The 26,430-nt window shown below is 55.7% G+C and carries 21 protein-coding genes; 8 read left to right on the top strand and 13 right to left on the bottom strand.

Annotation, left to right across the window (positions count from 1 at the left end; translation table 11 throughout):
• The first annotated feature begins 26 nt into the window (after nucleotides 1–26).
• On the top strand, nucleotides 27–542 hold the full coding sequence (locus BKA12_RS10265) for a VOC family protein (RefSeq protein WP_246361668.1): 516 nt from the start codon (nucleotides 27–29) through the stop codon (nucleotides 540–542).
• Between the two features lie 17 nt (nucleotides 543–559).
• Here BKA12_RS10265 and BKA12_RS10260 read toward each other — a convergent pair whose 3' ends face one another.
• On the bottom strand, nucleotides 560–697 hold the full coding sequence (locus tag BKA12_RS10260; RefSeq protein ID WP_183643417.1) for a hypothetical protein: 138 nt from the start codon (nucleotides 695–697) through the stop codon (nucleotides 560–562).
• Nucleotides 698–857: 160 nt separating this feature from the next.
• On the opposite strand from BKA12_RS10260, the gene BKA12_RS10255 reads away from it, so the two are divergent.
• On the top strand, nucleotides 858–1,214 hold the full coding sequence (locus tag BKA12_RS10255) for a hypothetical protein (RefSeq protein WP_183643414.1): 357 nt from the start codon (nucleotides 858–860) through the stop codon (nucleotides 1,212–1,214).
• Between the two features lie 85 nt (nucleotides 1,215–1,299).
• Here BKA12_RS10255 and BKA12_RS10250 read toward each other — a convergent pair whose 3' ends face one another.
• From BKA12_RS10250 to BKA12_RS10195, 12 genes are all read right to left on the bottom strand, one after another.
• On the bottom strand, nucleotides 1,300–2,505 hold the full coding sequence (locus tag BKA12_RS10250) for an aminotransferase class V-fold PLP-dependent enzyme (protein WP_183643411.1): 1,206 nt from the start codon (nucleotides 2,503–2,505) through the stop codon (nucleotides 1,300–1,302).
• Nucleotides 2,506–2,539: 34 nt separating this feature from the next.
• Complete coding sequence (gene nadC, locus BKA12_RS10245) at nucleotides 2,540–3,412, bottom strand: carboxylating nicotinate-nucleotide diphosphorylase (RefSeq protein WP_183643408.1); 873 nt, start codon at nucleotides 3,410–3,412, stop codon at nucleotides 2,540–2,542.
• Nucleotides 3,412–5,061 (bottom strand): FAD-dependent oxidoreductase, encoded by a 1,650-nt coding sequence (locus BKA12_RS10240; protein WP_183643406.1) that lies wholly within the window; start codon nucleotides 5,059–5,061, stop codon nucleotides 3,412–3,414. Before BKA12_RS10240 ends, nadC begins: the two co-directional genes overlap by 1 nt.
• Nucleotides 5,058–6,383: a quinolinate synthase NadA gene (gene nadA, locus BKA12_RS10235; protein WP_183643403.1), complete on the bottom strand. Its 1,326-nt coding sequence runs from the start codon at nucleotides 6,381–6,383 to the stop codon at nucleotides 5,058–5,060. The genes BKA12_RS10240 and nadA overlap by 4 nt, the downstream gene beginning before the upstream one ends.
• On the bottom strand, nucleotides 6,380–7,171 hold the full coding sequence (locus BKA12_RS10230; RefSeq protein WP_338087501.1) for an NUDIX hydrolase: 792 nt from the start codon (nucleotides 7,169–7,171) through the stop codon (nucleotides 6,380–6,382). Before BKA12_RS10230 ends, nadA begins: the two co-directional genes overlap by 4 nt.
• Before the next feature lie 133 nt (nucleotides 7,172–7,304).
• Entirely contained in the window at nucleotides 7,305–8,447 is a 1,143-nt protein-coding gene (locus tag BKA12_RS10225) for a peptidoglycan bridge formation glycyltransferase FemA/FemB family protein (RefSeq protein ID WP_183643400.1), read from the bottom strand.
• A gap of 94 nt (nucleotides 8,448–8,541) precedes the next feature.
• Nucleotides 8,542–11,637 (bottom strand): Z1 domain-containing protein, encoded by a 3,096-nt coding sequence (locus tag BKA12_RS10220; protein ID WP_183643397.1) that lies wholly within the window; start codon nucleotides 11,635–11,637, stop codon nucleotides 8,542–8,544.
• Nucleotides 11,637–12,644, bottom strand: a complete 1,008-nt coding sequence (locus BKA12_RS10215) for a PD-(D/E)XK motif protein (RefSeq protein ID WP_183643394.1) — start codon at nucleotides 12,642–12,644, stop codon at nucleotides 11,637–11,639. The genes BKA12_RS10220 and BKA12_RS10215 overlap by 1 nt, the downstream gene beginning before the upstream one ends.
• Before the next feature lie 14 nt (nucleotides 12,645–12,658).
• On the bottom strand, nucleotides 12,659–14,197 hold the full coding sequence (locus tag BKA12_RS10210; RefSeq protein WP_183643391.1) for an ATP-binding protein: 1,539 nt from the start codon (nucleotides 14,195–14,197) through the stop codon (nucleotides 12,659–12,661).
• Nucleotides 14,198–14,199: 2 nt separating this feature from the next.
• Nucleotides 14,200–17,550 (bottom strand): sacsin N-terminal ATP-binding-like domain-containing protein, encoded by a 3,351-nt coding sequence (locus BKA12_RS10205; RefSeq protein WP_183643388.1) that lies wholly within the window; start codon nucleotides 17,548–17,550, stop codon nucleotides 14,200–14,202.
• Between the two features lie 106 nt (nucleotides 17,551–17,656).
• On the bottom strand, nucleotides 17,657–18,763 hold the full coding sequence (locus BKA12_RS10200) for a DNA cytosine methyltransferase (RefSeq protein ID WP_183643385.1): 1,107 nt from the start codon (nucleotides 18,761–18,763) through the stop codon (nucleotides 17,657–17,659).
• 175 nt (nucleotides 18,764–18,938) lie between these two features.
• Nucleotides 18,939–20,498 (bottom strand): long-chain-fatty-acid--CoA ligase, encoded by a 1,560-nt coding sequence (locus BKA12_RS10195; RefSeq protein ID WP_183643382.1) that lies wholly within the window; start codon nucleotides 20,496–20,498, stop codon nucleotides 18,939–18,941.
• Between the two features lie 154 nt (nucleotides 20,499–20,652).
• On the opposite strand from BKA12_RS10195, the gene BKA12_RS10190 reads away from it, so the two are divergent.
• From BKA12_RS10190 to BKA12_RS10170, 6 genes are all read left to right on the top strand, one after another.
• Nucleotides 20,653–20,964, top strand: coding sequence for a metal-sensitive transcriptional regulator (locus BKA12_RS10190; RefSeq protein WP_183643379.1), 312 nt, complete (start codon nucleotides 20,653–20,655; stop codon nucleotides 20,962–20,964).
• Between the two features lie 12 nt (nucleotides 20,965–20,976).
• Nucleotides 20,977–21,297 carry a heavy-metal-associated domain-containing protein gene (locus tag BKA12_RS10185; protein ID WP_246361666.1) on the top strand — a complete coding sequence of 107 codons (321 nt, stop codon included), beginning with the start codon at nucleotides 20,977–20,979 and terminating at the stop codon, nucleotides 21,295–21,297.
• Nucleotides 21,298–21,336: 39 nt separating this feature from the next.
• Nucleotides 21,337–23,691: a heavy metal translocating P-type ATPase gene (locus BKA12_RS10180; RefSeq protein ID WP_183643376.1), complete on the top strand. Its 2,355-nt coding sequence runs from the start codon at nucleotides 21,337–21,339 to the stop codon at nucleotides 23,689–23,691.
• 194 nt (nucleotides 23,692–23,885) lie between these two features.
• Nucleotides 23,886–25,388, top strand: a complete 1,503-nt coding sequence (locus BKA12_RS10175; RefSeq protein ID WP_183643372.1) for an HNH endonuclease signature motif containing protein — start codon at nucleotides 23,886–23,888, stop codon at nucleotides 25,386–25,388.
• A gap of 361 nt (nucleotides 25,389–25,749) precedes the next feature.
• Entirely contained in the window at nucleotides 25,750–25,884 is a 135-nt protein-coding gene (locus BKA12_RS12540; RefSeq protein ID WP_276510688.1) for a hypothetical protein, read from the top strand.
• A gap of 123 nt (nucleotides 25,885–26,007) precedes the next feature.
• Nucleotides 26,008–26,427, top strand: a complete 420-nt coding sequence (locus tag BKA12_RS10170; protein WP_183643369.1) for an alpha/beta fold hydrolase — start codon at nucleotides 26,008–26,010, stop codon at nucleotides 26,425–26,427.
• The last annotated feature ends 3 nt before the right edge of the window (nucleotides 26,428–26,430 follow it).

The following is a 26,430-nucleotide window of genomic DNA, read 5'->3' as shown; positions in this document are numbered from 1 at the left end:
GCGCTCCCTTTCTTATGCCCTTTTGCGTGTCTCCACCGGTTTTCGGCTGTCTTCAGCGCCCGGCGCCGCACTTCATCCTGCAATCGTCGGTGTACTTGCGGATTCGTTGCTGGTTGACCAACGAATCCGCAAGTCTAGTGACGATTCCGCAACCCGGACCGGCCTACCTGCCACGCCGCGACGCTGCTAAAACTGATGCCTTCTACCAGTCCCTCGGTTTCCAGAAGAATGACATGTTCTCTGACGAGAACGCCACCTCGTGGATGCTCTCGGATGAAATTTTCGTGATGTCCCTCAACGGGGACAAAGCGTCTTTCGGTGAAGGTAGCAAGCAAATGCTGAACGCGCTCAGTGCGGAATCCTCCGAAGAAGTAGATACGTTCGTCAAGAATGCCCCCGAAAACGGCGGCGCCATCTACCGTGAAGCGAAGTCTGGGGCACCCGGCATGTACTCCGCTGCCGTTTCGGACCCAGACGGCCACGTGTGGGAAATCGTCTACATGGACATGAGCGCTTGGGTTGAGGGCAACGCTTCGAGCTAAAACGGAAACGGACCCGGTCAGAGTTCTTTGGACTTCTCCACGGTGCGCTCGTCGGCGGGTGTTTTCCAGCCGACGATGAACTGGCGAATAATCAACGCTAAAAAGGCGACGATCAGTACCGATATGACTATGACCAAGTACTGCCAAATTTGCATGGAAATCCCCTAGACTCTATGAACCACATGAGGTGGTTGACCCGCCTGACCAATTGACGTTTAGACGTATGCCGACATCTCGACCAGTCGGAATACCCATGATGTTGATGGTCTGCCGCGCTTTGAGTTGAGCAACAGCGGTCTGGCTAGACGATGCCGAGTGCTTTATATAGCTGAGCTCGCCACGATCCATGCCAATCCCGCCAGTGATGCCGTTACTAATGCCAATCCCGCCAGTGATGCCGTTACTAATGCCAATCCCGCCAGTGATGCCGTTACTAATACTTTCAATGTAATGACCGTGACTGGAACATTTGATGTGGCGTCCTTTTCCGTGATCTCCAGCGATACGCCCCGCCAAGAAGCATTGACGGGCGTGCTACAAGCGACCAACGAACCGGCTGCTACCACTCAAAGCAACGACTTTCTCAGAACTTTCATAACTTCCCCCAACTGTAGGGTGGATATGATCCGGCCCTACACTTTTGAGACTTCACGTCTATTAGACAAAAGGTGAGAATTTCGGCCGTCGCGCACAGACCGGTGCCCGGTCACTACGTAATCCGCCCATGCCCCATCTTCCTTTCGCCATGAAGAGTTCGTCATCTCAAGCGCAGATTCGCTAAATGAACTATCGACTGCGAGAGCAAGGTCGCAGCGCGCTCGAGGTCTTCGGCGGTGATAGTTGAGGGCAGGCTGAAGCGGATGGCGGTGCGAGCATCGTCTTCAGAAATTCCCATGGCGATCAGCACGTGGCTGGGATCTGTGGAGCCTGCTGCGCACGCCGAACCCGAAGAGCAGATAACGCCTCGACGCTCGAGTTCCAACAACACGGACTCTCCGTTGAATCCCGGGAGGATCAATGAAGCGTTGTTCGGCAGTCGGTTGCCCTCAGCTGGTTCGAGTCCAGTAAGAACCACACTCGGAACGAGTTCGCGGACGCGTGACAAGAACCCGTTCCGCAGCTCCGTCATGCGACGTGAAGTAGCCTCACGTTCCGTTTCAGCAAGCGTCAACGCAGTCGCGATGCCCACCGCATTCGCAACGCCCTCGGTGCCAGAACGCAGCCCACGCTCTTGGCCGCCGCCATTGATGATTGGCTCAAGAGTCACCGCGCGAGAAGCAAACAGGACACCGCATCCCTTGGGCGCCCCGAGCTTGTGGCCGGAGATGCTCAAGGCGTCGACGCCGAGCTGGGACACATCCAGCGAAAGCCACCCGGCGGCCTGCACTGCATCCGTATGGAAGAGCGCACCATAATGATGAGCCACCGCAGACAGCGCAGAAATGTCCTGCACCGTGCCCACCTCGTTGTTGGCATACATGATGCTGACAAGGCCTTTTGAGTAACCTGCCGCCGATTTCGCGGACAAATACGCGTCAAGTTCCTCGACGCTCACCAGTCCCCCGGAGTTCACGGGCAACTCGGTCACGTCCACGCCATGCCACCGTTGAAGATACCGGGCAGACTCCAGCACGGCTGCGTGCTCAATCGAGGACACCGCCACATGAACTCGTGCGGTTTCCGCTGCTGCGGCAGGAGTAGCGCCAGCGATCATCGGCAACACGAGCCCCTTGACGGCCAGGTTGTCGGATTCAGTCCCACCGGAAGTGAACACCACTTCCGAGGGCCTGCATCCCAACACTGACGCCACCGAAGCACGCGCGTCTTCCAGAGCATCCTTGGCCCGCGCCCCGAGTTCATGATGCGAGGACGCGTTACCGAACTCCCCCGTCAGATACGGCCACATGGCCTCGAGAACTTCGCGCCGCACGGGCGTGGTGGCCGCCGCGTCGAGGTAAATCACGGGATCATGCCCCGCACTGAGGATCCAAACACAATCACGAAATCACCACGTCAAGCCCAATATCCAAGTTGGACACCGAGTGCGTGAGCGCGCCGACGGAGATGACATCAACGCCGGTAGCCGCAATATCAGCCACGGTGGAAAGGTTCACGCCGCCACTTGCCTCCGCCACAGCGCGGTCCCCAATCAAAGCCACCCCGGCCCGCAGATCATCCAACGAGAAGTTGTCCAACATGATGGTGTCCACGCCGGCATCCAGTACAAACGGAATCTGCTCCAAAGAGTCCACTTCCACCTCAAAATGCGTGGTGTGCCCCAGCTGAGCGCGCGCGTCCTTCAGCACTGAGGTCAGCTTCGAAGCATCTCCCCCGGTCAGCACGGCGAGGTGATTGTCCTTGGCCATCACTGCATCAGACAGGCTGAATCGATGATTCCGCCCACCGCCGCATCGCACGGCATAACGCTCGAGCTCGCGTAGTCCCGGCGTGGTCTTCCGCGTATCCACAATCCTTGCGGCAGTTCCCGCGGTCAGCGCCACATATTCCGAGGTCAGCTGGGCAATCGCACTCATGCGCTGCACCAAGTTGAGGACCACGCGCTCGGCGGTCAGCAGCGCGCGAGCGTTCCCGCTCACTCGAGCCAATACGGTTCCAGCGTCGAAAGCGGCGCCTTCTGGAACTAGGAGCGAGACGTCAGCGGCGGCGTCGTGCATCAAGAACCCCGCGGAAATCACGGGCCCGCCGGACATGACTCCGGCCTCGCGGGCGCGCAGTTCTGCGGTGGCGCGCGCGTCGGCGGGGATGAGCAAGAGGGAGGTCAGGTCGCCGCTCGGCGCGTCCTCCGCGTACGCGAATTCCAGGACGCGGCGGACGGCCGCGGGCGAGAAGGGGATGGGTTCGGTGGCCACTATGCCATCCTTCCAGCGGTTGCTAATTCCGCCGTTGACGTGCGGTTTTCCATTTTGAGTACGACGCCGCCGCGCGGCTCACTGCCTCCACTGACGGAGTCTTGGCGATAGTGAGCGCCGAGTGATTCGCGACGAGCAGCGGCGGATTCGGTCAGAAGAAGACCGAGCGTCTTGAGATCGTGAGTTTCCTCGTCCGCCGCGCGGTTGGATGAGAGGTGGTGGCGCAAGCGATTGAGTCCGGCGGCGTCGCGAATGATGCCCGCGTCCTGTTCCATGGCCTGCTGCACATCGGTTCGTGAAAGTATCGCGGGTGAAAGTAGAGCGCGTAAAGGTACGGCAGATGTTTCTGGAACTTCGGGAGCTTCGGGAACGCAAACTTCCAGGTGCTCTTCGCCGAAATCTGCAGGCGAAGCGGTCCAGCTTTCCCCGCGGGACAAGGCATGCGCCACCGCATGGTTCGCAAAGACCGCGCCTTCGAGTAGCGAATTCGAGGCCAGTCGGTTGGCGCCGTGAACGCCCGTGAAGGCCACCTCACCCACGGCATAGAGACCCGGGACGCTCGTGGCGCCGTGCAGATCAGTGGCGACTCCACCCATCCAGTAATGCGCGGCCGGGCTGATAGGCAAGAGCTCGCGGGCCCAGTCGAACCCAGCGGCGCGCGTCATAGCGTCGAGGCTCGGGAAGCGTCGGGCCAAGAAGTCCCTGCCACGCTCGGCCGCAATTCCCGTGGCGTCCAAATACGCCTGACCGGATGCGTTTTCGCGCTGATGCAGGGCCAGCGCGCGCGAGACGGCATCGCGCGGAGCGAGGTCGCCACTCGGGTGATAGTCACTGACAAAAGCGCGGCCGGAAGCGTCACGAATCACGGCGCCTTCGCCACGAACTGCCTCGGACACGAGCTGCGAATCGAAGCCGCCATCCGCACGGGCAACCTGCAAGACGGTCGGGTGGAACTGATAAAACTCGACGTCCTTCAACACCGCCCCGGCACGCGCGGCAAGGAGCACGCCGTCGCCGGTCGCCACGGCCGGGTTGGTGGTGTGGGCGAACAGTTGCCCGGCACCGCCGGTCGCAAGGATGACGGAGGAGGCGCGCTGGCGTCGTCGTAATCCATCCGAGGAAACGTACTCAAGCCCGGTCACGGCGCCGGAATCCAGCACCAACGAGGTCACGGCCGCGTGTTCAATGACGCGTAATCGCCCCTCGTCAGCCAAGGATTTCGCGAACGCAAGGAGGGCGGTGGTCAGGCCGCGGCCGGACGCATCGCCGCCCACGTGGAGGACGCGCGGGAAACTGTGCGCAGCCTCGACGGTGAGCAGAAGCCGGCCCACGGCGTCGCGATCGAAGGGCACACCGCGCGCGATCAACTCCGCGACGGACTCGGCGCCCTGCGCGCACAGCACGCGAACCGCCTCAGCCGAACCATGGAAGGAACCAGCCGCGAGGGTGTCCTGCACGTGGGACTCCACGGAATCGCCGGGCGTGCGCTCGTTCGGGCCCAACACGGACGCGTAACCACCCTGCGCCAGCATGGAATTGGAATCCGTGAGCGCGCCCTTGGTCAACAGGGTGACCTCGGCGCCACGCTGCGCAGCGGAAATCGCGGCGGTGAGCCCCGCGACCCCGCTCCCCACCACCAGAATGCTCACGGTTTAGCCGCCAACATGCGCTCAAGCGCGATCTTCGCGGTCTGAGCGACCTTCGGATCCACCGTGATTTGATTGCGCACTTCCCCCTCAACCAAGCCCTCGAGCACCCACGCGAGGTAGCCGGGGTGGATGCGGTACATCGTGGAGCACGGGCAAATCACTGGATCGAGGCAGAAGATGTTGTGCTGCGGGTACTCGTTCGCGAGGCGATTGACGAGGTTGATCTCGGTGCCGATCGCGAACGTGGTGGGCTTGTCCGCAGCCGCGATGGCCTTGCGAATATAGTCCGTGGAGCCGTATTCGTCCGCGGCGTCCACCACTTCCATGGGGCACTCGGGGTGCACGATCACGCGGACCTCCGGGAATTCCCCGCGCGCCCTCTCGATCTGGGCCATGTTGAAGCGCTTGTGCACGCTGCAGAAGCCGTGCCACAGAATGACGCGCGAATCCTGCAGAATCTCGGCCGTATTTCCACCGAGCGTCAAGCGCGGATTCCACATCGGCATCTGCTCGAGCGGCACGCCCATAGCCTTGGCGGTGTTGCGGCCCAAGTGCTGGTCCGGGAAGAACAGCACGCGCTGCGCGCGCTCAAACGCCCATGTCAGGACCATTTCCGCGTTGGATGAGGTGCAAACAATTCCGCCGTGCTCGCCACAGAATCCCTTGAGCGCGGCACTGGAATTCATGTAGGTCACGGGGATGACGGGGACCTTGCCGTCCGCGTCCGGCTCGGTGCCGAACTGCGCCTCAAGTTCCGCCCAGGCCGCCTCGACGGAATCAATGTCCGCCATGTCAGCCATGGAGCAGCCGGCCGCAAGGTTCGGCAGGATCACGGCCTGCTCCGGTGCGGAAAGAATGTCCGCGGTCTCGGCCATGAAATGCACGCCGCAAAAGACAATCGCCTTCGCATCAGGCTTAGTCAGTGCGGCATTTGCGAGCTGGAAGGAGTCGCCCACGAAGTCCGCATACTTCACCACTTCATCGCGCTGATAGAAATGCCCCAGCACGACGACGCCGTCCCCCAGCACTTCCTTAGCCTTCAGAATGCGGCGGTCCAGTTCTTCGTCCGTTGCGTTTTTGTACTCTTGCGGGAGCGCGCCTTGCCGTGGGGAATCCTTCGGCGCGATGTCAGCCATCGAGGCGCCCGGACCGTAAGCAGGCATGCCGAGCTTTTCGGCGAGCGCATCGAATTCCCACGGGCCGTCTTTGAGTTCCGTGGAACAGGTTTGCGGCGCGAAGGAGCCGGCGTTTTTGCGCTGGCGTTCCGCATTCTCCGCGTCTTCGCGGGAGATGAGCTTGATGGTGGTGGCGACTGACGTCATGACGTGCTCCTGGAGGGGGATCCGAGTCCTCGTGGACCGGTGTAGCGGTAGAGCTTGGGTGGGCGGTGACGACCGCCTTCGAGGAAATGCTCAGTTTCTTCGAGATCTTTGTTCGCGAGGATGTCGCGACGGAAGTTTGCTTTGTCCAGCGTCTTGTTCAGGACTGCTTCATGGACTTCGCGGAGTTGGGCGAGGGTGAAAAGTTCACCCAAGAAGTGGTAGCCCACTTGGGAGTATTCGATCTTGTTGCGCAAGCGCCAGAGCGCGTAGTCCACGATCTCGCGGTGATCGAAGGCGAGGTCTAGCGGGCTGCCTTGAATTGCATCTTGGCCGTTGGAAGAGCCTTGTGCGTCAGCTGGTTGCCATTGGACGTTGTGGCGCTCTTCGAACTCGGCAGTGTCGCCTTTCACGAGTGCCCAGTAGACGATCGAGACCACGCGTTGCGCGCCGATTTCCTTCTTGTGGCTTCGCTGCAGGCCACCGAAAGCGTAGAGCTGTTCAAGGTAGGCAGGCTCGATGCCCGTGGTTTCCTGAAGGTTCCTTCGCGCGGCGTCTTCAAGCGATTCGTCCGAATGCAACGGTCCGCCAGGAAGAGCCCACTGACCTTTGAACGGTTCGCGGGTGCGCCTGACCAGCGGCATCCAGATGGACACTTTGCCGTTGGCATCAGGCTTCAGCGCGAAGATCACGGTGGAAATCGCCAAGCTCGGCTGAAGCGTGGCACGCTCCGAGACGTTGGCGTTAAGGCCGCCGCCGCCCGTGTTCAAGGGTTCTCCGAAAAGGCTCACGCTGGTCACCTCGCTCCGTAAGCTTGCGTTTCCTAGACTCTAAATTTAGTTAGAGTCAATTTGACAAAAACTAACGATACGCCGAAGCGCCGAAATGACAACATCGTGATGTCATCCGTTAGAAATGTTGGGGCTACTTCCCGCGCTTCTTCATGTAGAACTCGTACGCGGTGGTGAAGAACTTGTTCAGGGTGAGGTCCCATTCGCCCACGGTCTGCACAACATCGCAGCCCAGGGTGGTCTTAAACAAGGTCAGGCCGGCCAAGTGGTGTTCCTTGGACAGGGTTCCGGACACGCCGCCCTGGTCCAAGAAGGAGCAGCCTTCGGCCACGGAATCGCTGATCATGCGGTGCATGAGAGCCTTCGGAGCAAACAGCTTGCGCTCCACGGCGGATGACGCACCGTAGACGTACCAAGCGCCTTCGCCGGAGTGCACGCGAACGGCTGCCGCCAAGTCCACGCCTTCATGAGAGGCTACGTAGACAGTGCACGTTCCCGGCTTGTGGTTGTTCAGTGCGGTGAACATGGTCTCAAAGTAGGACTGCGGGCGGCCCGTAAAGTTGTCACGCTCGGCGGTCTCACGGTACAAGGTGTGGAAGCGCTCAATGTCCTCATAGGAACCCACAGTCACATCCAACGGACCCGAGGCGGCCTTACGCGTTTCGCGTCGCGCATTTTGGTTCATTTGCGCCAAAACGCCGTCGACGTCCAGTTGAGCTCCGTCGTCGTCCTTAAGTGGAATCCGAGCCTGAAATTCTGGCTGGCCCACGGTGAAATCTTCGCCAGCTTCTTCTTTCCGCCAGCCGTTAGCGCGCAAGGAAGCGGCTACGAAATCGGCGCGCGCGGATGCGGAAGCCTCCGGCAATTCGGAAATGAGAGCGGCGGAACCCTGCGAGAGCGCCTTACGCACGTCCGCAGCCTTCCAAACGCGGCGAATGAGCGGTGCACCCATCTTGATCATGAAGACGCGGTTCTTCTTAAGGTGCGCGATCATCGGCTTGAGGAACTCGTTGAAATCCTCGCTCTCCCAATTGAACACGGGGCCCTCAGGAATGTAAGCGAGCGTGTACTTCACCACGGGCGTGGGACGGTGCAGAACCAGCGCAGAACCCACCAAGGCAGAATCGCGGAACCATCCGAGGTACTCGGCGGTCCATTCCTTCTTCACCTCGGCCCATGCGGGCAACTGCAGGAACGATGCCTGCGGGTACTGCTCGAGGTGAGCGCGGTGTTCGGAAGCGGTAATCGGACGCACAGAAACAGTAGAAGCACTCACGCCTCAACACTACCAACATTGACCACGCCCAACCTGTTCAGAGCATTGGGCGTAGTTTCACCGCTTCATGAGATTATTTGACGACCCGAAACGGTCATCGAATTTCAACCGTAGGAGCATCAGGATGCTCCGGAACTCGAACCCGAAAGCCTGCTTTTCCTTTGGGAGCAGCATCATGCGGAAGCGCCCACGAAAACAGTGTTGCGATGTCTTCTGGATTCACCGGGTCAGGACCCAGATTTTCTGGAGAAGAGTCGCTTATTCCGCCCACCCACTGGTCAGCCGCCAAGGTGAGGATGACCGCACCAATAGTGCGCGGGGAAGTATCTGAGCTCGCTTTCTTCAAAGTAAACTGCCGCTCCAGCGGCTGTCTGGTCCAACGCGAAGAGCCGGAGAAATCTCTGCGCTCTTCACGCCGCTTTCGACGCACAATGGGGAACTCTGACCCTGTCAAACCTGGCAAATCTATTTCCTTCAAGAAGCGGTCCTTTGACGGCACATGCATTACGACCTTGAAGTGCGTGATGTCACCTTTCTGGATTGCGCTTCTAACAAATTCGAGATCGGCTTTGAAGTAATCAGGTTCACTCCATGAAAAATTTGCGAGGGAACTAACTAGCAGCTCAGCGGGAACCATCCCCGTCATTCCCATATAGGAGGATTCGTTATTCCTTTCCGTCTTATAGTGAAATTGCTCTTCCTCTGTTAGCCTCCGCAATATTGGCGTCATAGCAATCAAATTTTCTTTGTTCTTTGACACAGCCGGGTCTCGTGAAGGAATGAAGAAGAAGTCTTTGAAGCGGGAGCCCCCCGCGTACTGAACGATCTCGGCGTTGTACATCCGATTTCTTGCAGTTGGCCTCAGCCATGGCATGCTTTGGAAGACCAGTGGCGGAATTTCGATTGGCCTCACTTGAGGCATCCCGAATTCATCAACCTCTGCAAATTGACGTAACTGCTCTCTAAAACGTTCCTCGTCTTGAACAATTGACTCAAAAGCTTCGAACAGATCATAAGTCTTGGCGCTGTTAGTGGAGATTGGCACATTCCTACCAATAAACAAGCGAACCAAGTCGCGATACCCCGGCCGGTATCCGAACCAGCGACCCATTTGCATCAACGTATCCGACGCCAACGCGCGGCGTGAGTACCAGGTCACCGTAAGACCCTCAATTGTGTAACCTCTCGAAAGCTTGGCGCCACCGATAAGGATCTTCCAAACTGGGCCCTTCTGAAAGTCTGCGCCTTCCTGGGTATACTCGCTGTCTTTGTCACCGTTAACGACTACGACGGGACTGTGTCCTTGCTCAATCAGCTGCACGACTTCCGGAAGATAAACCGCAACATCATCAAAAGACCGAGGAATTAGATGCGTCTTCGGGTCAGGTTTCTCTGAATCACTTCTCGAGGCTAGCCCGATCATAGTTTCTACGTAGTCGCTATCCCAGAGCAACGAGAGACGGTCGTATCCCTCAAACCCTGAATAGTCCGATCTCTTCCACAGCACTTCCACTTCCCTAGCCAGCGCAGCATGCTCGTCTTGACGCACAGACTCGTGAAATAGCATCGTATGGTGCTTGAAGTCGCCGGAGGCTCCGCGACCTTTCCTCCACAACTTAATCGCCCCTGATAAGACAAATGAGTCCAACGCCTTTTGCATCTCATGACGACGATCCTCCGGTTGATCCGGCATCGAATTAATGTCACGGACGTAGGCGGCTTCATTACTGTTCGAAGCCGTCTTTTCCTCATCCGGGTCCATTACGCGATGTGAGTCATGGAACGATTTACCACCCATATAGGTTTTGGGTGGCTCAAGACTAAAAATGAAGTCCTTTGGGTATATGTCGTCGACGTCTGTCGGATCAACAAAGACATTTGCAATTGGCGTCGCTGTATAACCAACGTATTGCGCACGCGGAAGGATTGTTAGGAGTTCAGAAAGCAACTTGTTAATTGCCGTCCGTTCACGGGTTCGCGTTTGCTCTTCTGACTGTTCTTCGCGAGTAAGCGACACTGGCGGCTTCTTTGTGTTGATTCCGGCCTGGTCTGCCTCATCGTCGATTATCAGGGCAGGGTAGTCCTGAGTATTACCCCGAATTTGCTTTAGATCCTTAATCAACTTCTTGAGAACAATTGCGTTCTTTTTCACCACAACCAATCGAACGGGGGTGTCCCACAGATTATCGGGGTGGTAAATCTTCTGATCACTTCTCAGATTGGTCCGGTAATCCAAGGCGCTTAGCCCAGCCTTTAGCGCCTTGTAGTCGTCCGTGCTCTTGGTAAGCCGAATGATGTGTGGGACTCCAGCGACACTTTCTGGGTCATATCCGAACTTTACAAACTTGTCGCCAGCCAACCAATCAGCATCGTGGTTCGCTATATAGTCAATATTCTCGCGCGCCAGAACTTCGTCCGTAAGATCAATGCCACCGACTATGTTTTCAAAACCCACCAACTCCTTATCGAGTCGACGCTGCGTCTGACCTCTGAGCAGTTCGAGAGTTCCAGTGAGAATGATGACTAGCCTGTAACCCGCGTCGATTGCCTTTGCCACGGTTCCCGTGAAATTTGCAGTCTTTCCGCTTTGAACGTGACCGACAACCAAGCCTTTCGACTGGTACATGTCTTCCCAGGTTGGGTCTGCAAAGCGACTCACAATTTCCGTAGTTGACTCGTCAAGTACAGCGATAGACTCGGCATCAAATCCACGACTCTTGAGCACATCCTTATAAACGCTCCAGTATTGGTCCCGTTCTCGGCGCTTCTCGTCGTACCACGGCCATCGCCCATCATCATTTGGATTTGAGACGATCACACCGGCATTCATAATTGGATACGCCCGGTTGAGACTCTGAAAGCTATCCTCTGTAAACCCCAGCTTCGCAAGCACGAATGAGCGTCGTTTCTCACCCTTTGGAACCAGCGCTTCCTCAGGAATGTCCCGAAGCCAACTGGCATCCGAAGTTTGATCCCAGTTAGCAAGGGCCAAACGAAAGTCGACCAGCCCACGATCGTTCGGGTCTTCAGTCGAAACTAAATAGTCCACCAACTGCGAAATTGTTATTTCCTCTTCGCCAATGTCTTCCAATTCAAGATTGACGCGACTCAACAGCGTCTTCGGCCGGCTCTGACCACCTTTACCAAGCGCAGCGGATACGGCTTCGCTCAAATTTCGTAGTTCGCTCATTACCATCTCCTCAGTAGCGCACTTGCTACATTGCTAAACTCCGAGACGCTGGAAGGCGGCTCAGACGGAATCAAATGGGAAATATCAGTTCGATAAGAAATCTCCGACAGATGTTGGAAACCCTCAACTTGAACTTTGAGTGACGATGCCCGTAAAGCCGGGAAGCGCTCATCAACGAGATAGAACGCTGGAGCCGTTCGGAGAACATACTTCTCAGGATAAGAATGCAATTCTGACTCGTCCCACCCCAGCTTTCGAAGGTACGACAAGAATCGCTCCCGCCTGGAACCCAACAGGTCCCCGACCTGGGAAATCAGTTGATCCAAGCTGAAACCATTGGACGAACTGCCAGCTGCAGTGATCTGCACTGAAAGAAACCAAAGCACACGACCAACGCTCGGTTCCAGCTGTGTGGCCGTCGAGATTCTGTGTACTCGACGTTCAGATTTAGTCGTCTTGACTTCGACGTCGAAGTCAAGAAAGGAAAAGTCATGCTGTTCAGCAGAAGGCCCAAGCCAGGCGTCAAGTGCCGCACTCTCGCTATGACCACACAAAAACTGGAGAAACAGCAATTCGCCAATCAAGCCGGTCTGCTTCTCGTCACTTAATCGTCTTTGCCTCTTCACCAGTTGCTGATAGCCCTCGATGGATTTCCCGATCGCCTCACCCAAAGTGTGTCCTTGAGCAATTGAATCCACGACGTCTGCCACAAACGAATACGCAAGAAAGCGGATGTCTTTCGCATTCACGCGCAGGCAATAGGTCCGCTCAGAATCGTTATAGAACTGATCAACATTAATATTCTCGAGGCCAACGAGTTCCGGTGGTGAGTCGTTCGTCGATACACGTAACTCCATGATTTGGGGATCGGGATGGAACCTAAGTTCGCAGTACGGCTCATTCAGCACGGGAATCGGAACTATATCTGCGGATCCAAAAAACCGATCAACAGTTTCGGGTGCAAGCCTTTGACCATCTCCATTGGCGGGAGCATTACTTTGTGACATCTGTACGCCTTACCTTAGTCACCCAGGTCATTTGAGCTCTCCTCAGAACCAAAGTCGTCAAAGAACGCAGATATTAGGGACGAGTTAATCAAACGATGCCGTTCGATTCGAATAGCATCCCATCTCTGCTCAATCTTGAAGTCATCTTGTAGAAGAAAATAGAGCAGAATCTTAATTAGTTGTCCATCGGAATTCGTTAGTCTTCCGTCTCGACCCGATAGGGTCCGGACAATATTGACGTTAAGGTCAATTCTCCTGTTGATTCGGTCAGCCCGAAAGAATTCGTAGTCACCCAGAGTGACAAAACGTATAGATATCGGATCGTAGTCGGCGAAATCCTGAAACTCTTTGAGCTGATCTATCACGCCCGGGTTGATTCCAAGTCCCGGTTCAACCAAACTAATCGGTTTCCGTGAACTTCGCCGACTGTCACGTTGCAAGCGACGGAGGTCGTCAAAAAAGTCCGTGAAAGGGAGGTTCTCACCATCTGTCGAGTGGCTAAGCCGCAAGGCCGCACTGAACTCCTTTGTAAACACGGGCTCAATTTTTTCAGGATTCAGGGCAACGTACTTTTCCGTCGCTTCGTCCAGCTCAAGCTTGACTCTTCCGAGTCCCAACTCGCCGTCGGGAATGCGTAACCCAGCCCAGTTATCGCCCGTGGCGATCAGACGGTTCCGCCGATAAAGGTAGAACCCTTGTCTGCGCTCTCCTGGCTCCCCGTACAGATCGAACTCAGTCGTATTGAGCTTCGGTGGAAAGATATGCCCTTCGCAACTAAACGATGCGCCGTCCGGGAGATTTGCCACGTACGTTCGAGGATAACCACCCCTATGGATCGAGTTCTTGAACGGATCAATTGCCTCGATCGACAAAGCCGGGAGCGCCAACTTGCGATCAACGTCGAAACTGTCAACTCCTATTGACAGGACGCCATCTTCCAGAAGTCTATGAAAGGTAAGACCCAAATGATGGCGAATTTCACGAATCTTTGTTGACTTCCATTCGGCGACCACGTCACTCTCAGTTGAGTTCAAGGAATCCTTCAGCTGATGCCACTCAACAATCGTCCCGCTCGAAATTTCAATACCTTTGGTATCTTCAATATTGGCCAACGCAATATCCGAGGAAAGAACTCCGACAGAGAAATCTTCACTCACAGAGTGGTCCATAAAGCGACCTACGGCAGACGACCACTCTTGTCTTGAGAACACGGCAAAAGATTCAGATTGAGACAATGACGCCGCTTTCAACCCCAAACCGAAATATCCCAGGTCCTCGGACCCATAATCTCGTCTTGCTCCGAAAGTCATGGCACGTCTTATCTCATCAGAGTTCATACCCTTTCCGTTGTCGATGATTTGCAGCCCTATGATCGAACCAAGCTGCTCTAGAAAACGTATGCGTACATGCGTTGCACCAGCATCAATTGAATTATCGACCAAGTCCGCGAGAGCGCTTGAGAAGCTGTGGTGAACCCCGATTGCGGCCAGAGTTGACGGGTCAGGCTTTACATACTCACGAGTACCAACGTCTGTTTCGGGTCTTAAGACCATGGCTATCCTTCGAAAGTTGCTTGTCCGCCTAGCCGGCTAGCATGTTCCCGGACCTTTGCCACGATTTCTTCTGAAATACCTTTGGAATTATCAACTTCAAAGCTCAGACGAACGTCAAATACGCTCGCTTCAGCGGTATCGAGGTGACTCAGAATTGCGTGTTTAATTAGTTGGAGCTGCTCTCCAAGATCGCGCTCGACGTCCATTGGAATGAAACCGCTAGCATGGGTCTTCAGCGACTTCTGCTTGTCGGCTGCAGCTTGTTGCTTTCCCTTGCCGTTCTTCGCTTCTTGAATTTGCGCCTTAGCGATACGCTTCATCGCTTGTTCGACATCGAACGCTTTCTTGTTGCTTTCGAAAGCCTGCAAGAGATAGTTCAGAAGTTTTCTTGTCGGTATCTCCGACTGGTAATAAAAGGTACTGCCTTCCTTCAAAAACTCCGAGACTTTAGTCTCAATATGGGAATTAAGAGAATTAGCCCGGACAGCTTCAAGGGTGGAGCATGGAATGCACTTATACGTGCGCCGAACTTTCGACTCCGCCAGGTGAAGCTGCGGAAAAAGATCTTCTATCGTTTGCTCTGTTTTGCCTTCAATCTGACTAGATCTGATGGAATCAAAGAATTCAGCCTTTACCTCCGGCAACTTCCACATGTCACGTAGCGCATCGACCGCTTCGGTGCTCTCCAAATAGATCGCCGGCGATTCCATGACATTCTTCAGGAAATTAAAGGTCTCTTTGTCTCCCGTGACGGACACAAATTCGGACCGCTGTCTCGATTTTTCGCCTACCTGGTTCTCAACAAGTATTTCGACTGGCCTTCTAGCGCCATGGCTGGCCAAGATCGCGTACAACTCGTGAATCCTCCCAAGCTGAAGGCGCTCTTCGGCCAGCGGAAGAACGAAACTCCAATTTACTTGGTTGAACTGAGTCGGGAGCCCCAACTTTTCGGCATTCTCGGGTCCAGGATTTGGAAGGAATCCTGAAGGAATATCCTCAACATTTCCCACACAATATTTGACATCTACAAGATCTAACCTCGTTTGTAGAACGCCAAAATTGCGAATCCACCAGAGGTCTGGACCTTCAAGACTAGTAGGCTTCGAAAATTGCGAGCTAGATTCCACGGTGGCCTTAAAGTGCTCAAGGCCCAGCAAAATTTGCGTCACCCTCGATCGGGTGCCTCTCGAGGCGCCCGCAAGCAAATGCAATCCCTTAGTTGCCCTTGCCGGTGAGAATCGAAGAGATGCCTCAGACACAGGAACAGGCGAGTTCTTTGACTCTTCCGAGATGCGCTTGGCTTCGCTCTGCTTCCACGCCATGTAGTCGGGCCCGGAATCGACTTTCGTGGGCTCGGCGAGTTTACTTAGTACACCAAGATTCCTGAGTATTTCTCGGTCCTGCCGATGAAACAGGTCGTCTACAACTAAGTGTTCGTCGCCGATGCTATTGCTTGGAATTAGATCGCCCGCAAACCACAAGTCTGAAAGTGGCGCCCAAGTGCCACTTTTTGACCGTGCTAGAAGCCGCGTTGGATCTAAGCGGTTATTGATGATCGAAATGAATTCAGCCATGGGAATGGACCGCGAAGTCCTCCATAAAGACTCCGCGATAGTGGGGTCACTATAGTCATCGGAAACTTTTCGAGCGATCCGGTCGACCTTGCCCCGATCATCCAGAGCTTGTAGATCTAGCTGCTTAAGCAGGCGTCCCGCCTCACCAAAATGAACAAAGTCATAGGCGACGACATTTGTTCCCCGATCTTCGTCGTCGATTGGCAAAAAGACTTTTGTTGTAATTGGAGCCTGAAGTGTTCCATCTTGCATGGGGACAATCCGGCTCCGCCGCATTGCGGCCCGATGCATCTCGTAATGCTTATCGATTTCGACAGCCATTTTGAGTGCCTTCTCGATGTCGCTAAATTCCTTAGAGCGAGTTACTTCCTCGAGCCATTCTTCAACAGATGCGCGGCCCTTATTTGCCAAGGCAAGCAAACGCCGAACCATCAATTTGCGTTCTTTTGTCTTCAGCGCTGCTGCATGCAGCCAAGGCCTATCCTTACTCACAGCTTCGTCCCACATCGATTCGAGTCGTGTGGCTTCATCCAGATCCGGAGGAATAATTAGGTCAGAGATAAATCGAAGTTGTCCGTTTCGATCAGGTAGACAACTTGCAACGGACAGTGCCTTGAAAATTGGCTCGTTGATAGTTGCATCTGCCCAGGAAAGGCTCTCACGGCCACGTGCGGGTAAAAGATCTAGAAAACTTGCTGGGTCTTTTTCACTTTGCAGATTGGGAAGAGCTCCCATCACGATTGTTGGAAGCGCTCGTTCCAGAATCTCTCGGTTGTACATGGTCGAGAGAATGCTATGACGGTCTTCATTCATCTTGAAGGCAGCATTAACAATGCCCCGGAGAGATGTTTGGTGGTCAGTCGGAAAGAAATTCCAGAATGAACCGCGAGTACGTCGTTGGGTACCCTCCATGGGCACGGCCCAAGATACTTTCACGGTCTCACGTGCCGCAATAGAACCAGCCTCGATTGCGGCTTGGGGGCTCACTACGTGCTCATGCTGGAAGAAACGCCACTCTTCTCTAACGTCACCATTGGTTAGAACAACGTTTGCCCCAGTTCGTTGCGCCGTCCAGGTCGTAATATTCCCGGCGTTTCTATCGTCAAATTCGAGCGACGCAATGCTCGGTGAGAACAAGAGAAACTCATGCGGAAAATCTTCAATAGCTTTACTTAGCCACGCGGATTGTTGGTTGAGAGGCAACTTAACTACAGTTGTTGCCCATGTCATCAGCTCAGCAAGAATCGAATCCGTTGCAGCATCCTGAATCGGGTCCAGCGTATAGCCCAAGCGGAGAATTGGGTACGCCTCCAATCCCGGGCATATGGATCTAAGCTTTTCAGCGCTACGCTCTCGGTCCCAGCCAACAGAGCCGCTACGGCTATACATTTTCGGTGAATTTGAAATCTGAACAACGGATTTAAATCCAAGCCCAAAACGGCCGATCTGATCGTCTCTTTTTTCCGAGGAATGGGATGAAACGAGAGTTGCATATCCTTCAGCAGTTAAAGGCGAGCCGTTGTTTGCACAATACAAACTATCGCCCGAAAGAACCATACGTATACGTCCGTCGAATTCGTCGACAGCATCTGCCGCGTTCTGAATAAGCTCGTTCAGCTGCTTGCGACCATATCCACTCTGACTGATGGCAAGTTCAATATTGCTGTGTTCTCGAACTAAGTCCGGCTTGGCATCATAGGCAGCCAGGATTTGACGCGACTGATCTTCAACGAAGATCCCAAGTTGGCTCTCGGATCCACCCCAGTCTGAGACGCTCACATTACTCCCAAGTTCATGGTTCAAAGTAACCGCAAAAGTTGTCGAATATCAACTAGTGACTTCATAGAAATAGATTTTTGTTCAGCACCGATTCAGAAGAAAGCCTTTAAGCTGCACTCTTTTCATCGGATCTCGATTCACTTTCCGCGAACTGATTGGCGACAATGTCCCCTAACGCACGCGCGAGTTGCACAGGCACAGCATTGCCTATTTGACGTGCGATGGAAACCTTCGTTCCAGCCCACTGATACCAATCAGGGAACCCCTGCAACCTCGCTGCTTCAAAATGTGTGATTGCCCTATGCACGGATGGATCGGGATGAAGATACCGACCCTTTTCAGGCTTGAAGAACTCAGTGCGAATGGTTACAGATGGTTTGTCCCAATAAAGACGGCCCATTACGTCACCGGATCCGGACTTATGTTTCTTCCAACACTCGGAAAGGAGTTCAAATGGGATGTTGAATCTATTACCGCCAGCTGGTATCCGCTCGAATCTGCTTAGCGAAAGTGACGTGTAGTTCCTCGTTACATGCAGATCAGATGTTCGAAATGGTCCAGGGACCTCTCGGTTATTGAAGTCGAATGCGACATCCGGGAAACTAGTCCTCGATACTGAAGGCTCGATATCTGCAAATGCATCATCGACCGTACGATGTGAGCCCACGAAATCACCCATCGGCATTGTCACTTCGGGCAATTCTCGCAATCTTCCGATGACAATGGTCCGAGTTCGGGATTGATAGGCACCAAAATCTGCGGCATTCAGTAGGTAGGGCTGTAATTCATAGTCTTGAAGAAGGTTTCCAGGCAGCGTTGCCGCTTCAAAGTCCGAGAATTGCGGAGACTTCAGAAACTGCCTGACGTTTTCGAGCACAAAAAATTTTGGCTTCGCAAGAACGATTGTTTCGGCATATTTTTTCCAAAGAAAGTTTCGTTCATCAAGAACGTCTTGCTTTCCCAGCGCCGAAAACCCTTGACACGGCGGACCGCCTATTACGACGTCCACCTGAGGAACGTTCGAGCCTTCAAGCCAATCTTCGATGCTTCCCGCGAAAAGTTGATCGACTTCATGATTCAGTGAGTACGTGGCCGCCGCGTGTTGATCCATTTCAACAGCTGCAACAGTTTTAAAGCGTCCCGTTTCGTGAAACCCTTGTGTCATACCGCCAGCACCAGCGAACAAATCAATGAGAGTTAGCGCGTCTGACATGCAAAGTAGTCTATCTGGCGTAGACCTATGGCTCGCCGAATCAGGGTGCTGTGGACGCATCGTGTCGAATCAGAGAACACTTGCCCACCAAGCCCCAAGCACGTGCTTCAAAATTGAATTTTGCAGGAGGACTCATGGGCTGGGAAGGCGAGAGTACGACGGCGCCGCTGCCCACTTACTCTGAGTAACGGGCAGTCAGCTCGCGCTTGAGGATCTTGCCGCTAGGACCGAGTGGCAGCTCCGGCATGATCTCGATGATGCGCGGGTACTTGTAGGCGGCCAATTGTTCTTTCGCGTACGCAAGGATTTCCTCAGAGGTGACAGCGCTGCCTTGAGATACCACCACGGCCGCAACAATTTCTTGCCCTTGGATCTCGTGAGGGACGCCGTAGACCGCAACGCTCACGATCTCCGGGTGCTTGGACAGCACTTCCTCGACTTCGCGCGGGTAGACGTTGTAGCCGTTGCGCAGGATCATGTCCTTCTTGCGGTCCACAATCGTGAAGTAGCCGTCCTCGTCCGCGGTTCCCAAGTCGCCGGTGCGGAACCAGCCATCGACCACGGCTTCGGCCGTGGCTTCAGGACGGTTGAGGTAGCCCTGGAAGAGGTTGTGACCGCGGATCACGATCTCACCGAGCTCACCAACAGGCAACAATTCAATGGCATCCGTGACTTCCGGACGGGCAATGCCCATTTCCACGCCCCACACAGGCGTGCCGATGGTTCCTGGTCGCGGTTCGATTCCCACGTGATTGAAGCTTGCCACCGGCGAAGTTTCGGTGAGGCCGTAGCCTTCGTGAATATTGGCGCCGAAGCTGTCCTTGAACTTTTCGTGGACGGCAACTGGCAGAGCCGCGCCGCCGGAAACGCCGTAACGAAGCTTCTTGGAGCGCTTCGGGTTGGTTTTGCTCTCGGCAACCATCGCCATGTACATCGTGGGGACGCCGAAGAACAGGTCCATGTCATGCTTTTCCATCAAGTCCAGCGCGGCCTCTCCCGTGAAGCGTGGGCAAAGGACTACTGTGCAGCCGGCGCGGAGGCCAGCATTGAGCACTACGGTCTGGCCGAAGGTGTGAAAGAGCGGAAGACCGCCGAAAATCTTGTCACCGCGACGCATATCGAAAGTACTGGTCAAGACCGTGGAGGTCTGCTCTACAAGCGCAAAATGATTGCCAAGAGCACCCTTTGGCTGACCGGTGGTGCCGGAGGTGTAGAGAATGGTGGCCGTCTGATCTGGGCGGCACGGTTCATAGGTTCTGATGGGCTCAGCTTCTGCGGCGAGCGCTTCGACTCGAGTGAACTGGGCACCATCTTCCGGCTCCATCACCGTGAGAACCTCGGCTTCTGCGGCTTCGGCGCCGGCCGCGCCTTGCTCCAAGAGTGGGGCAGCACAGATCAGCGTCTTGGCGCCGCTGTCGCGAAGGACGTATTCAATTTCGCGGGCACGCAACAAGGCATGGATGGGAACCACAATGCCACCGAGCGCCAAGATCGCGTAGTAGACGCGAGCGAAGTCCGGCACATTAGGAATCAACACCGCCACGGGAACGCCAGGTCCCACGCCGCGAGCTTTCAAAGCGCCCGCGTAACTCTTGGTCTGCTCCCAAAGATCGTGGAACGTGATCTCTTCATCGCCGATGATGATGGCGATGTCATTCGGGTAGCGCTTCGCAGACTCGGCGGGAATCGCTGCTACGGAGATGGTTGAGAATGACTCATTCGGGGAAACAGTCATTGGTGTTCCAATCGTTAGCGGTGGTGTGAGGCGGGTCACCCTCAAGGGTTCCATGGGACTGAGTTTCCCGTCAAGAAACTCAGTCCCATGGCTTCGCCGTCGTAATTAATGAGCGAGCCTTGAAACCAATACCAGGTAGGGGTATATTGCAGGCATGCACGATGAGACCTCCACCTACGGATATAGCGAAAACAAGGATGCCCTCCTCAAGCGCCTCAGCCGCATTGAGGGCCAAGTCCGCGGCGTCGCGCGCATGGTGGAAGAGGACAAATACTGCATTGATATCTTGACGCAGATGTCCGCTATCAATGCGGCCCTTCACAAGGTGTCCTTGGGCCTCGTCAATGATCACATTGGGCACTGTGTGGTGAACGCCGCGCAAGAAGCCGGCAAATCCGGCGACATGTCCCCCCTTACGGAAAAAATAGACGAGGCGACCGCGGCTATTGGCCGTTTGCTTCGATAACTTAGGAGAAAAATGACCAACCTTCCAGTCACCAACAATTCATCCTGCGGCTGCTGCTCCCCCCAAGAAGGCTCGGCTTCCGTGGAAACCACTAAGGAGAACACCATGAGCGAAACCCTCAAAGTCAGCATCGATGGCATGACCTGCGGTCACTGCGTTTCGTCTGTCACCGAGGAAATCTCTGCTATCGAAGGCGTCGAGAAGGTCGATGTTGACCTGAACGCCGGCGGAATTTCCACTGCAACCATCACCAGCTCCAAGCCCATTGACGAGACGGCTGTGGGCGAGGCTGTCGCAGAAGCCGGCTACACGCTCGTCTCCAACAACAGCTAAATCCTCTTCACCCGTCACCTCTTTCGCAGTTAGGACATCATGGAACGCGTCGTCGATCTCGATATTCAAGGGATGACTTGTGCATCCTGCGTCAATCGAGTGGAACGCAAGCTCGGGAAGTTGCCCGGCGTGGAAGCGACAGTGAATCTGCCGCTCGAATCCGCGCGGGTGACGGTTCCTGAGGGGGTGACGGATGAGCAGTTGATCCAGACTGTTGAGGCCGCAGGCTATCAAGCGTCCGTCAAAGCTCCTTTGCATTCCGCGCACGACGCCGCAGCTCACCACGGCGAGCACCCCGCGGATACTGCTGGTTCCGACGGCGAAACCGATCACGCCGGTGCCTCTGAGCACGATCACATCAACCACATGGGCAAGCGGGGCACCGCTGAATACTTGAAGCCGCGCTTGATTGCGGCGATTGTCTTCACCATCCCGCTGTTCATTATCTCCATGATTCCCGGAATGCAGTTTGCAAACTGGGGTTGGTGGGCACTGGCGCTGGCCACTCCCGTGGTGCTCTGGTCTGCTTGGCCGTTTCACCGAGCAACGTTGATCAACGCTCGCCATGGCGCGTCCACGATGGACACCTTGGTGTCTTTGGGTGTTGCCGCGGCGTACTTGTTCTCTTTGTGGCAATTGCTGCGCGATCCAGGCATGACCGCTCACGCGCACTTTGGCATGGCCATGGACATGTCCGGTCACCAGCTGTACTTCGAGACCGCCGGCGTGATCACGACGTTCCTCTTGTTGGGACGTTATCTTGAGGCGCGCGCGAAGAGCCGTGCAGGTGATGCTTTGCGTGCTTTGCTAGATCTTGGTGCCAAGGAAGCCACGGTTGTGCGTGATGGCGCCGAAGTGCGAATTCCTGCTGCCTCGCTGGTTCCTGGCGACATGATTGTGGTTCGCCCGGGCGAGAAAATCGCGACGGACGGCTATGTGGTGGAGGGCAACTCTGCCGTGGATACGTCGCTCGTGACCGGCGAATCCGTGCCCGTCGAGGTGGGTCCAGATGACACCGTCACGGGTGCCACCATGAACACCTCGGGGCGTCTGTTGGTACGCGCTACGCGCGTTGGCGCGGATACGACGTTGGCCTCGATGGGTCGCCTCGTTTCCGAAGCGCAGTCTGGCAAGTCCAAGATCGCCCGTCTCGCGGACCGCATCTCCGGCATCTTCGTTCCCGTGGTCATCGGTATTGCTCTGCTGACCTTTGTGCTGTGGTGGATGATCGGCGGTCAGCTTGAACCGGCATTCGTGGCTGCAGTGTCCGTTCTGGTGATTGCATGCCCTTGTGCGCTGGGCCTGGCGACCCCTATCGGCCTTTTGGTGGGTACTGGCCGCGGCGCTCAGCTGGGCATTTTGATTCGCGGACCCGAGGTTCTTGAGGACACCCGCACCGTGAACACCGTCTTGCTGGACAAGACCGGCACCATCACCGAGGGCAAGCTATCCGTGTCTTCTGTGACCGCTTTTGGGGGTGCTTCCAAGGCGAAGCTCGTGGCCCTTGCGGCCGCTGCTGAGCAGGGATCTGAGCACCCGATCGCCACGGCCATCGTGGCGCACTCGCAGTCTTTGCGCGCTTCCGGCGAGCTCGAGGACTTCCCCACCCCGCAGACCTTCGAGTCATCCGCGGGCGGCGGGGTGAAGTCACGTGTTTTGACGCCTGCTCGTTGGCATTCGTCCGCTCCTGACGGAGTCGATGTTCTGGTGGGCCGGCCGTTGTTCTTGATGCAGCAAGGCATCATCTTCGGCAAGGATCAGCTGGAGTCCTTCACGCAAGCGCAGCAACACGGCGAGACCGTGGTTGCCATTGCCGTGAGCGGCAAGGCGCTGGGCTATGTCAGCTTGCAGGACACCATCAAGTCATCGTCGGCGGCTGCTATCGCCGAGCTCAAGGGAATGGGACTGCGTCCCGTGCTCTTGACGGGCGACAACCGTGCCGTGGCTGAAAAGGTTGCGGCCGAAGTGGGCATCTCCCCCGAGGACGTCTTTGCCGACGTCCTGCCTGAAGGCAAGGTTGAAGCCGTCAAGAAGCTTCAGTCGCAAGGTTCCGTGGTTGCCATGGTGGGTGACGGCGTCAACGACGCCCCCGCCCTTGCCAAGGCCGATCTCGGCATTGCCATGGGATCTGGAACCGACGTCGCCATCGAGGCCGCGGACATCACCTTGATGGGCAATAGCGTTGGCCAGGTTGGGCAGTCCATCGCGCTCTCCCGCAAGACGCTTTCGACCATCAAAACCAACCTGTTCTGGGCCTTTGCCTACAACACGCTGGGCATCCCGATCGCCGCCTTCGGGCTGCTCAACCCGATGATCGCCGGCGCCGCCATGGCTGCCAGCTCAGTTCTGGTGGTGCTGAATTCGCTTCGGCTGCGCAGTTTCGGGCGCAGCTAGGGCTCGCTTATACCTCACACTACGACGGCGAAGCTCTGTTTTTGCACACCCTGTTGATAACCGAATATCTCATCTATAACTGTGGGTGAAGGAAAAATACTTATCCACAAATTCGCGTATTTCGTGGTGCTTCGTTTGTATCTTCGATAGGATGGAGTTATCAATTCGATCCGGAGCCTACGGGGGCTGATCGCATGACCACCACGCCACTACTCCAACGAATGCTCACCTACTCAGGCTCTTTGCGGACTGAGTTCGACTCCCTCAGTGACACCCAGCTGACCACAATGAGTGACGATCAGTGGGCTGATTATGCCGACGCTGTCGAGGCCATATCCCGGTTTCTCACGCGATTTCAGGTTCATGCCGCTGCGGCGTTTGTTCGTGCGGTGCAGGACGCTGAAGCTGCTGGTGTGGGTACGCGATTGCGCACGAAAACCCCCGAAGAGCGTTTGGCTGAGCGGCTTGGCGTGACGAAGTCCGAGATCCGACGACGCGTGGCCCTGGCCGATGCGCTCCAATCCGGCACGGACGAATACGGTCAGGCTGTTGAGCCCAAGTACCCGGCAGTGGCCGAGTTATTCAACAGTGGTGGCACCAGCCTCTCGACCGCCTCAACGATGATCCGTGAGCTCGATAAGGCCACAGTCCTCTCCAACGCCACACCTGACTCGGATACAGCTCAGGTGAGGCGGGATATGGAAGCCGCTCTCGTGCAGGCGCAGCATCAAGGCGGAGCACCGTTAGTGACGACAGTGGGAAAGAACTGGTTGAACCGGTTGAACACCAAGAACGTGCAGCCAACATCGGAGCTGGCCAAGCAGTTTCAAGGACTCCACCTGATCGGCCGCAAATACGGGCTGAATCATGGCGAGTTCTATCTTGATGACGAGCAGTGGACGACCCTTGTCGCAGGCTCCTCCTTTGAAGCGAACCCACGCATTAAGACCACAAGCGGTGACAGCGGTGGATCGGACACGCTTTTCGACGACGCCGTTTCTCACCAAACCGACGACGACGGTGTCGCTGAGGAACTACGGGACACTCGTACTCGTCCGCAGAAGCTCGCGGACGGTCTCATGCGCACTATTCAAGCTGGTCTGTCCACGAACAAGCTCCCATGGAACGGTGGTTTACGCCCTCAAGTCATGGTCACCATCGATGTAGAGACCTTGCAGGGTCGGCTTGCTTCGGCGAGGACGTTCCAATCGCATTCGGCGCAGGTCGGACCGATCGATCCAGGACTCATCCGACGCATTGCTTGCAACGCAGACCTTTTGCCAATAGTTCTGAATGGTGAAGGACGAGTCCTCGACGTCGGCGCACCACAAAGACTCTTCACCACAGAGCAACGGAAGATCCTCTACGCAAGAGACCTCGGATGCACAGCACCCGGTTGCACGGTTCCGGCCGATGGTTGCGAAGCCCACCACGTCCAAGAATGGAGCAAAGACGGACCAACCACCATCGAAAACGGTGTCCTCGTCTGCCACTTCCACCACAAACTCGTCCACGACACCCCATGGAAGATCGACATGAGTAGAGGCGTACCCTACTGGGTTCCGCCGAAAGCCGTCGACCCAAACCAGAAACCACGACGGAACTACCACTTCCACCCCGAATTGGTCGGAGCTGACTCCGGCCAAAGCGCAGACACTGGCACGGCTGACGATGAGCCGCGCCACGAATTGAACTAGCCGCATCACCAAGAATTTTGTCCGGAAAACCACCGCAACCAAGGAGTCGTATTCCGCGCACGAACAGCACATCCATGCGCACAAAGAGGGCCGCCGAAAGGGGCTTATCCTGCCCGCGACAACAACTAGGAGATCCCTGCCTCCACATCCAGTGACGGCAGAGGAAACCTGTTGATCTTGAAAACTAAAGAGAAGGGCCCAACGCTAAACCACAGCGTTGGGCCAGAAGCCACGGTGTACCTGTCGAACTTCTTGATCAATTTCATTTGAGGTCTATACCTGATTGTGGATCTCAAAAGAGCTCGAAATTTGGGACAGAGATCCACTCATCAAAGTACTATTTCTGCAGTATTTTGATGCTATGAACACCACCGACATCGGCGTAACCCACCGCTTCGTTGATCTTCCCGGCCTCCGCATGCATGTCGCCGACGCTTTAGGACTCTATAAGTCCAGCTATGTGGGGCACGACTTCTCGGCACTGCTGCGTCAGTAGCTTTGTCTGGACTACCCGGACAGAATCAATAAATTTGTCTCGCTGGCAATTCCGCCGCTCGGCATCAAATCCACCATCAAGATGTTCCCGCCGATGATCAAGCACGGCTGGTTTGAATTCCTAATGCCGATTCTCGTTCTCACCCCATACCTGCTGCAGTCGGGCAATCAACCGCTAGCTTGGTACTTGTTGAACATGAGCCCGCTCGAAAGCTCCGCATTTACGGCAGAGGAGGTCGAACGGTATATCGCCCCATTGCGCGAACCAGACAGGGCGAAAGCGGCAGTGCTTCTCTACCGGAATTTCATCATCCCCGAGGGCATGGGAATCACGAAGGGCGCTTACCGGGAGAGCCCACTCACCACAAGATCTCTCTTTGTGATGGGCAAGCAGGACGATGTCATGCCGCCAAGCGTGATCACCGATTACGACGACTACCTTCGCAACGGCCGACTCGAATTCGTGGACTCTGCAGGGCATTTCATTCTGGATCACCAGCCAGAAAAAGTTACCTGCCTGGTCAACGATTTTCTGCTTGAGTAGTTC

The sequence above is a fragment of the Neomicrococcus lactis genome (assembly GCF_014200305.1).
Taxonomy (GTDB): Bacteria; Actinomycetota; Actinomycetes; order Actinomycetales; family Micrococcaceae; genus Neomicrococcus; species Neomicrococcus lactis.
The sequence above is the reverse complement of the archived record's forward strand: the minus strand, read 5'-3'. Positions and strand labels throughout refer to the sequence as shown.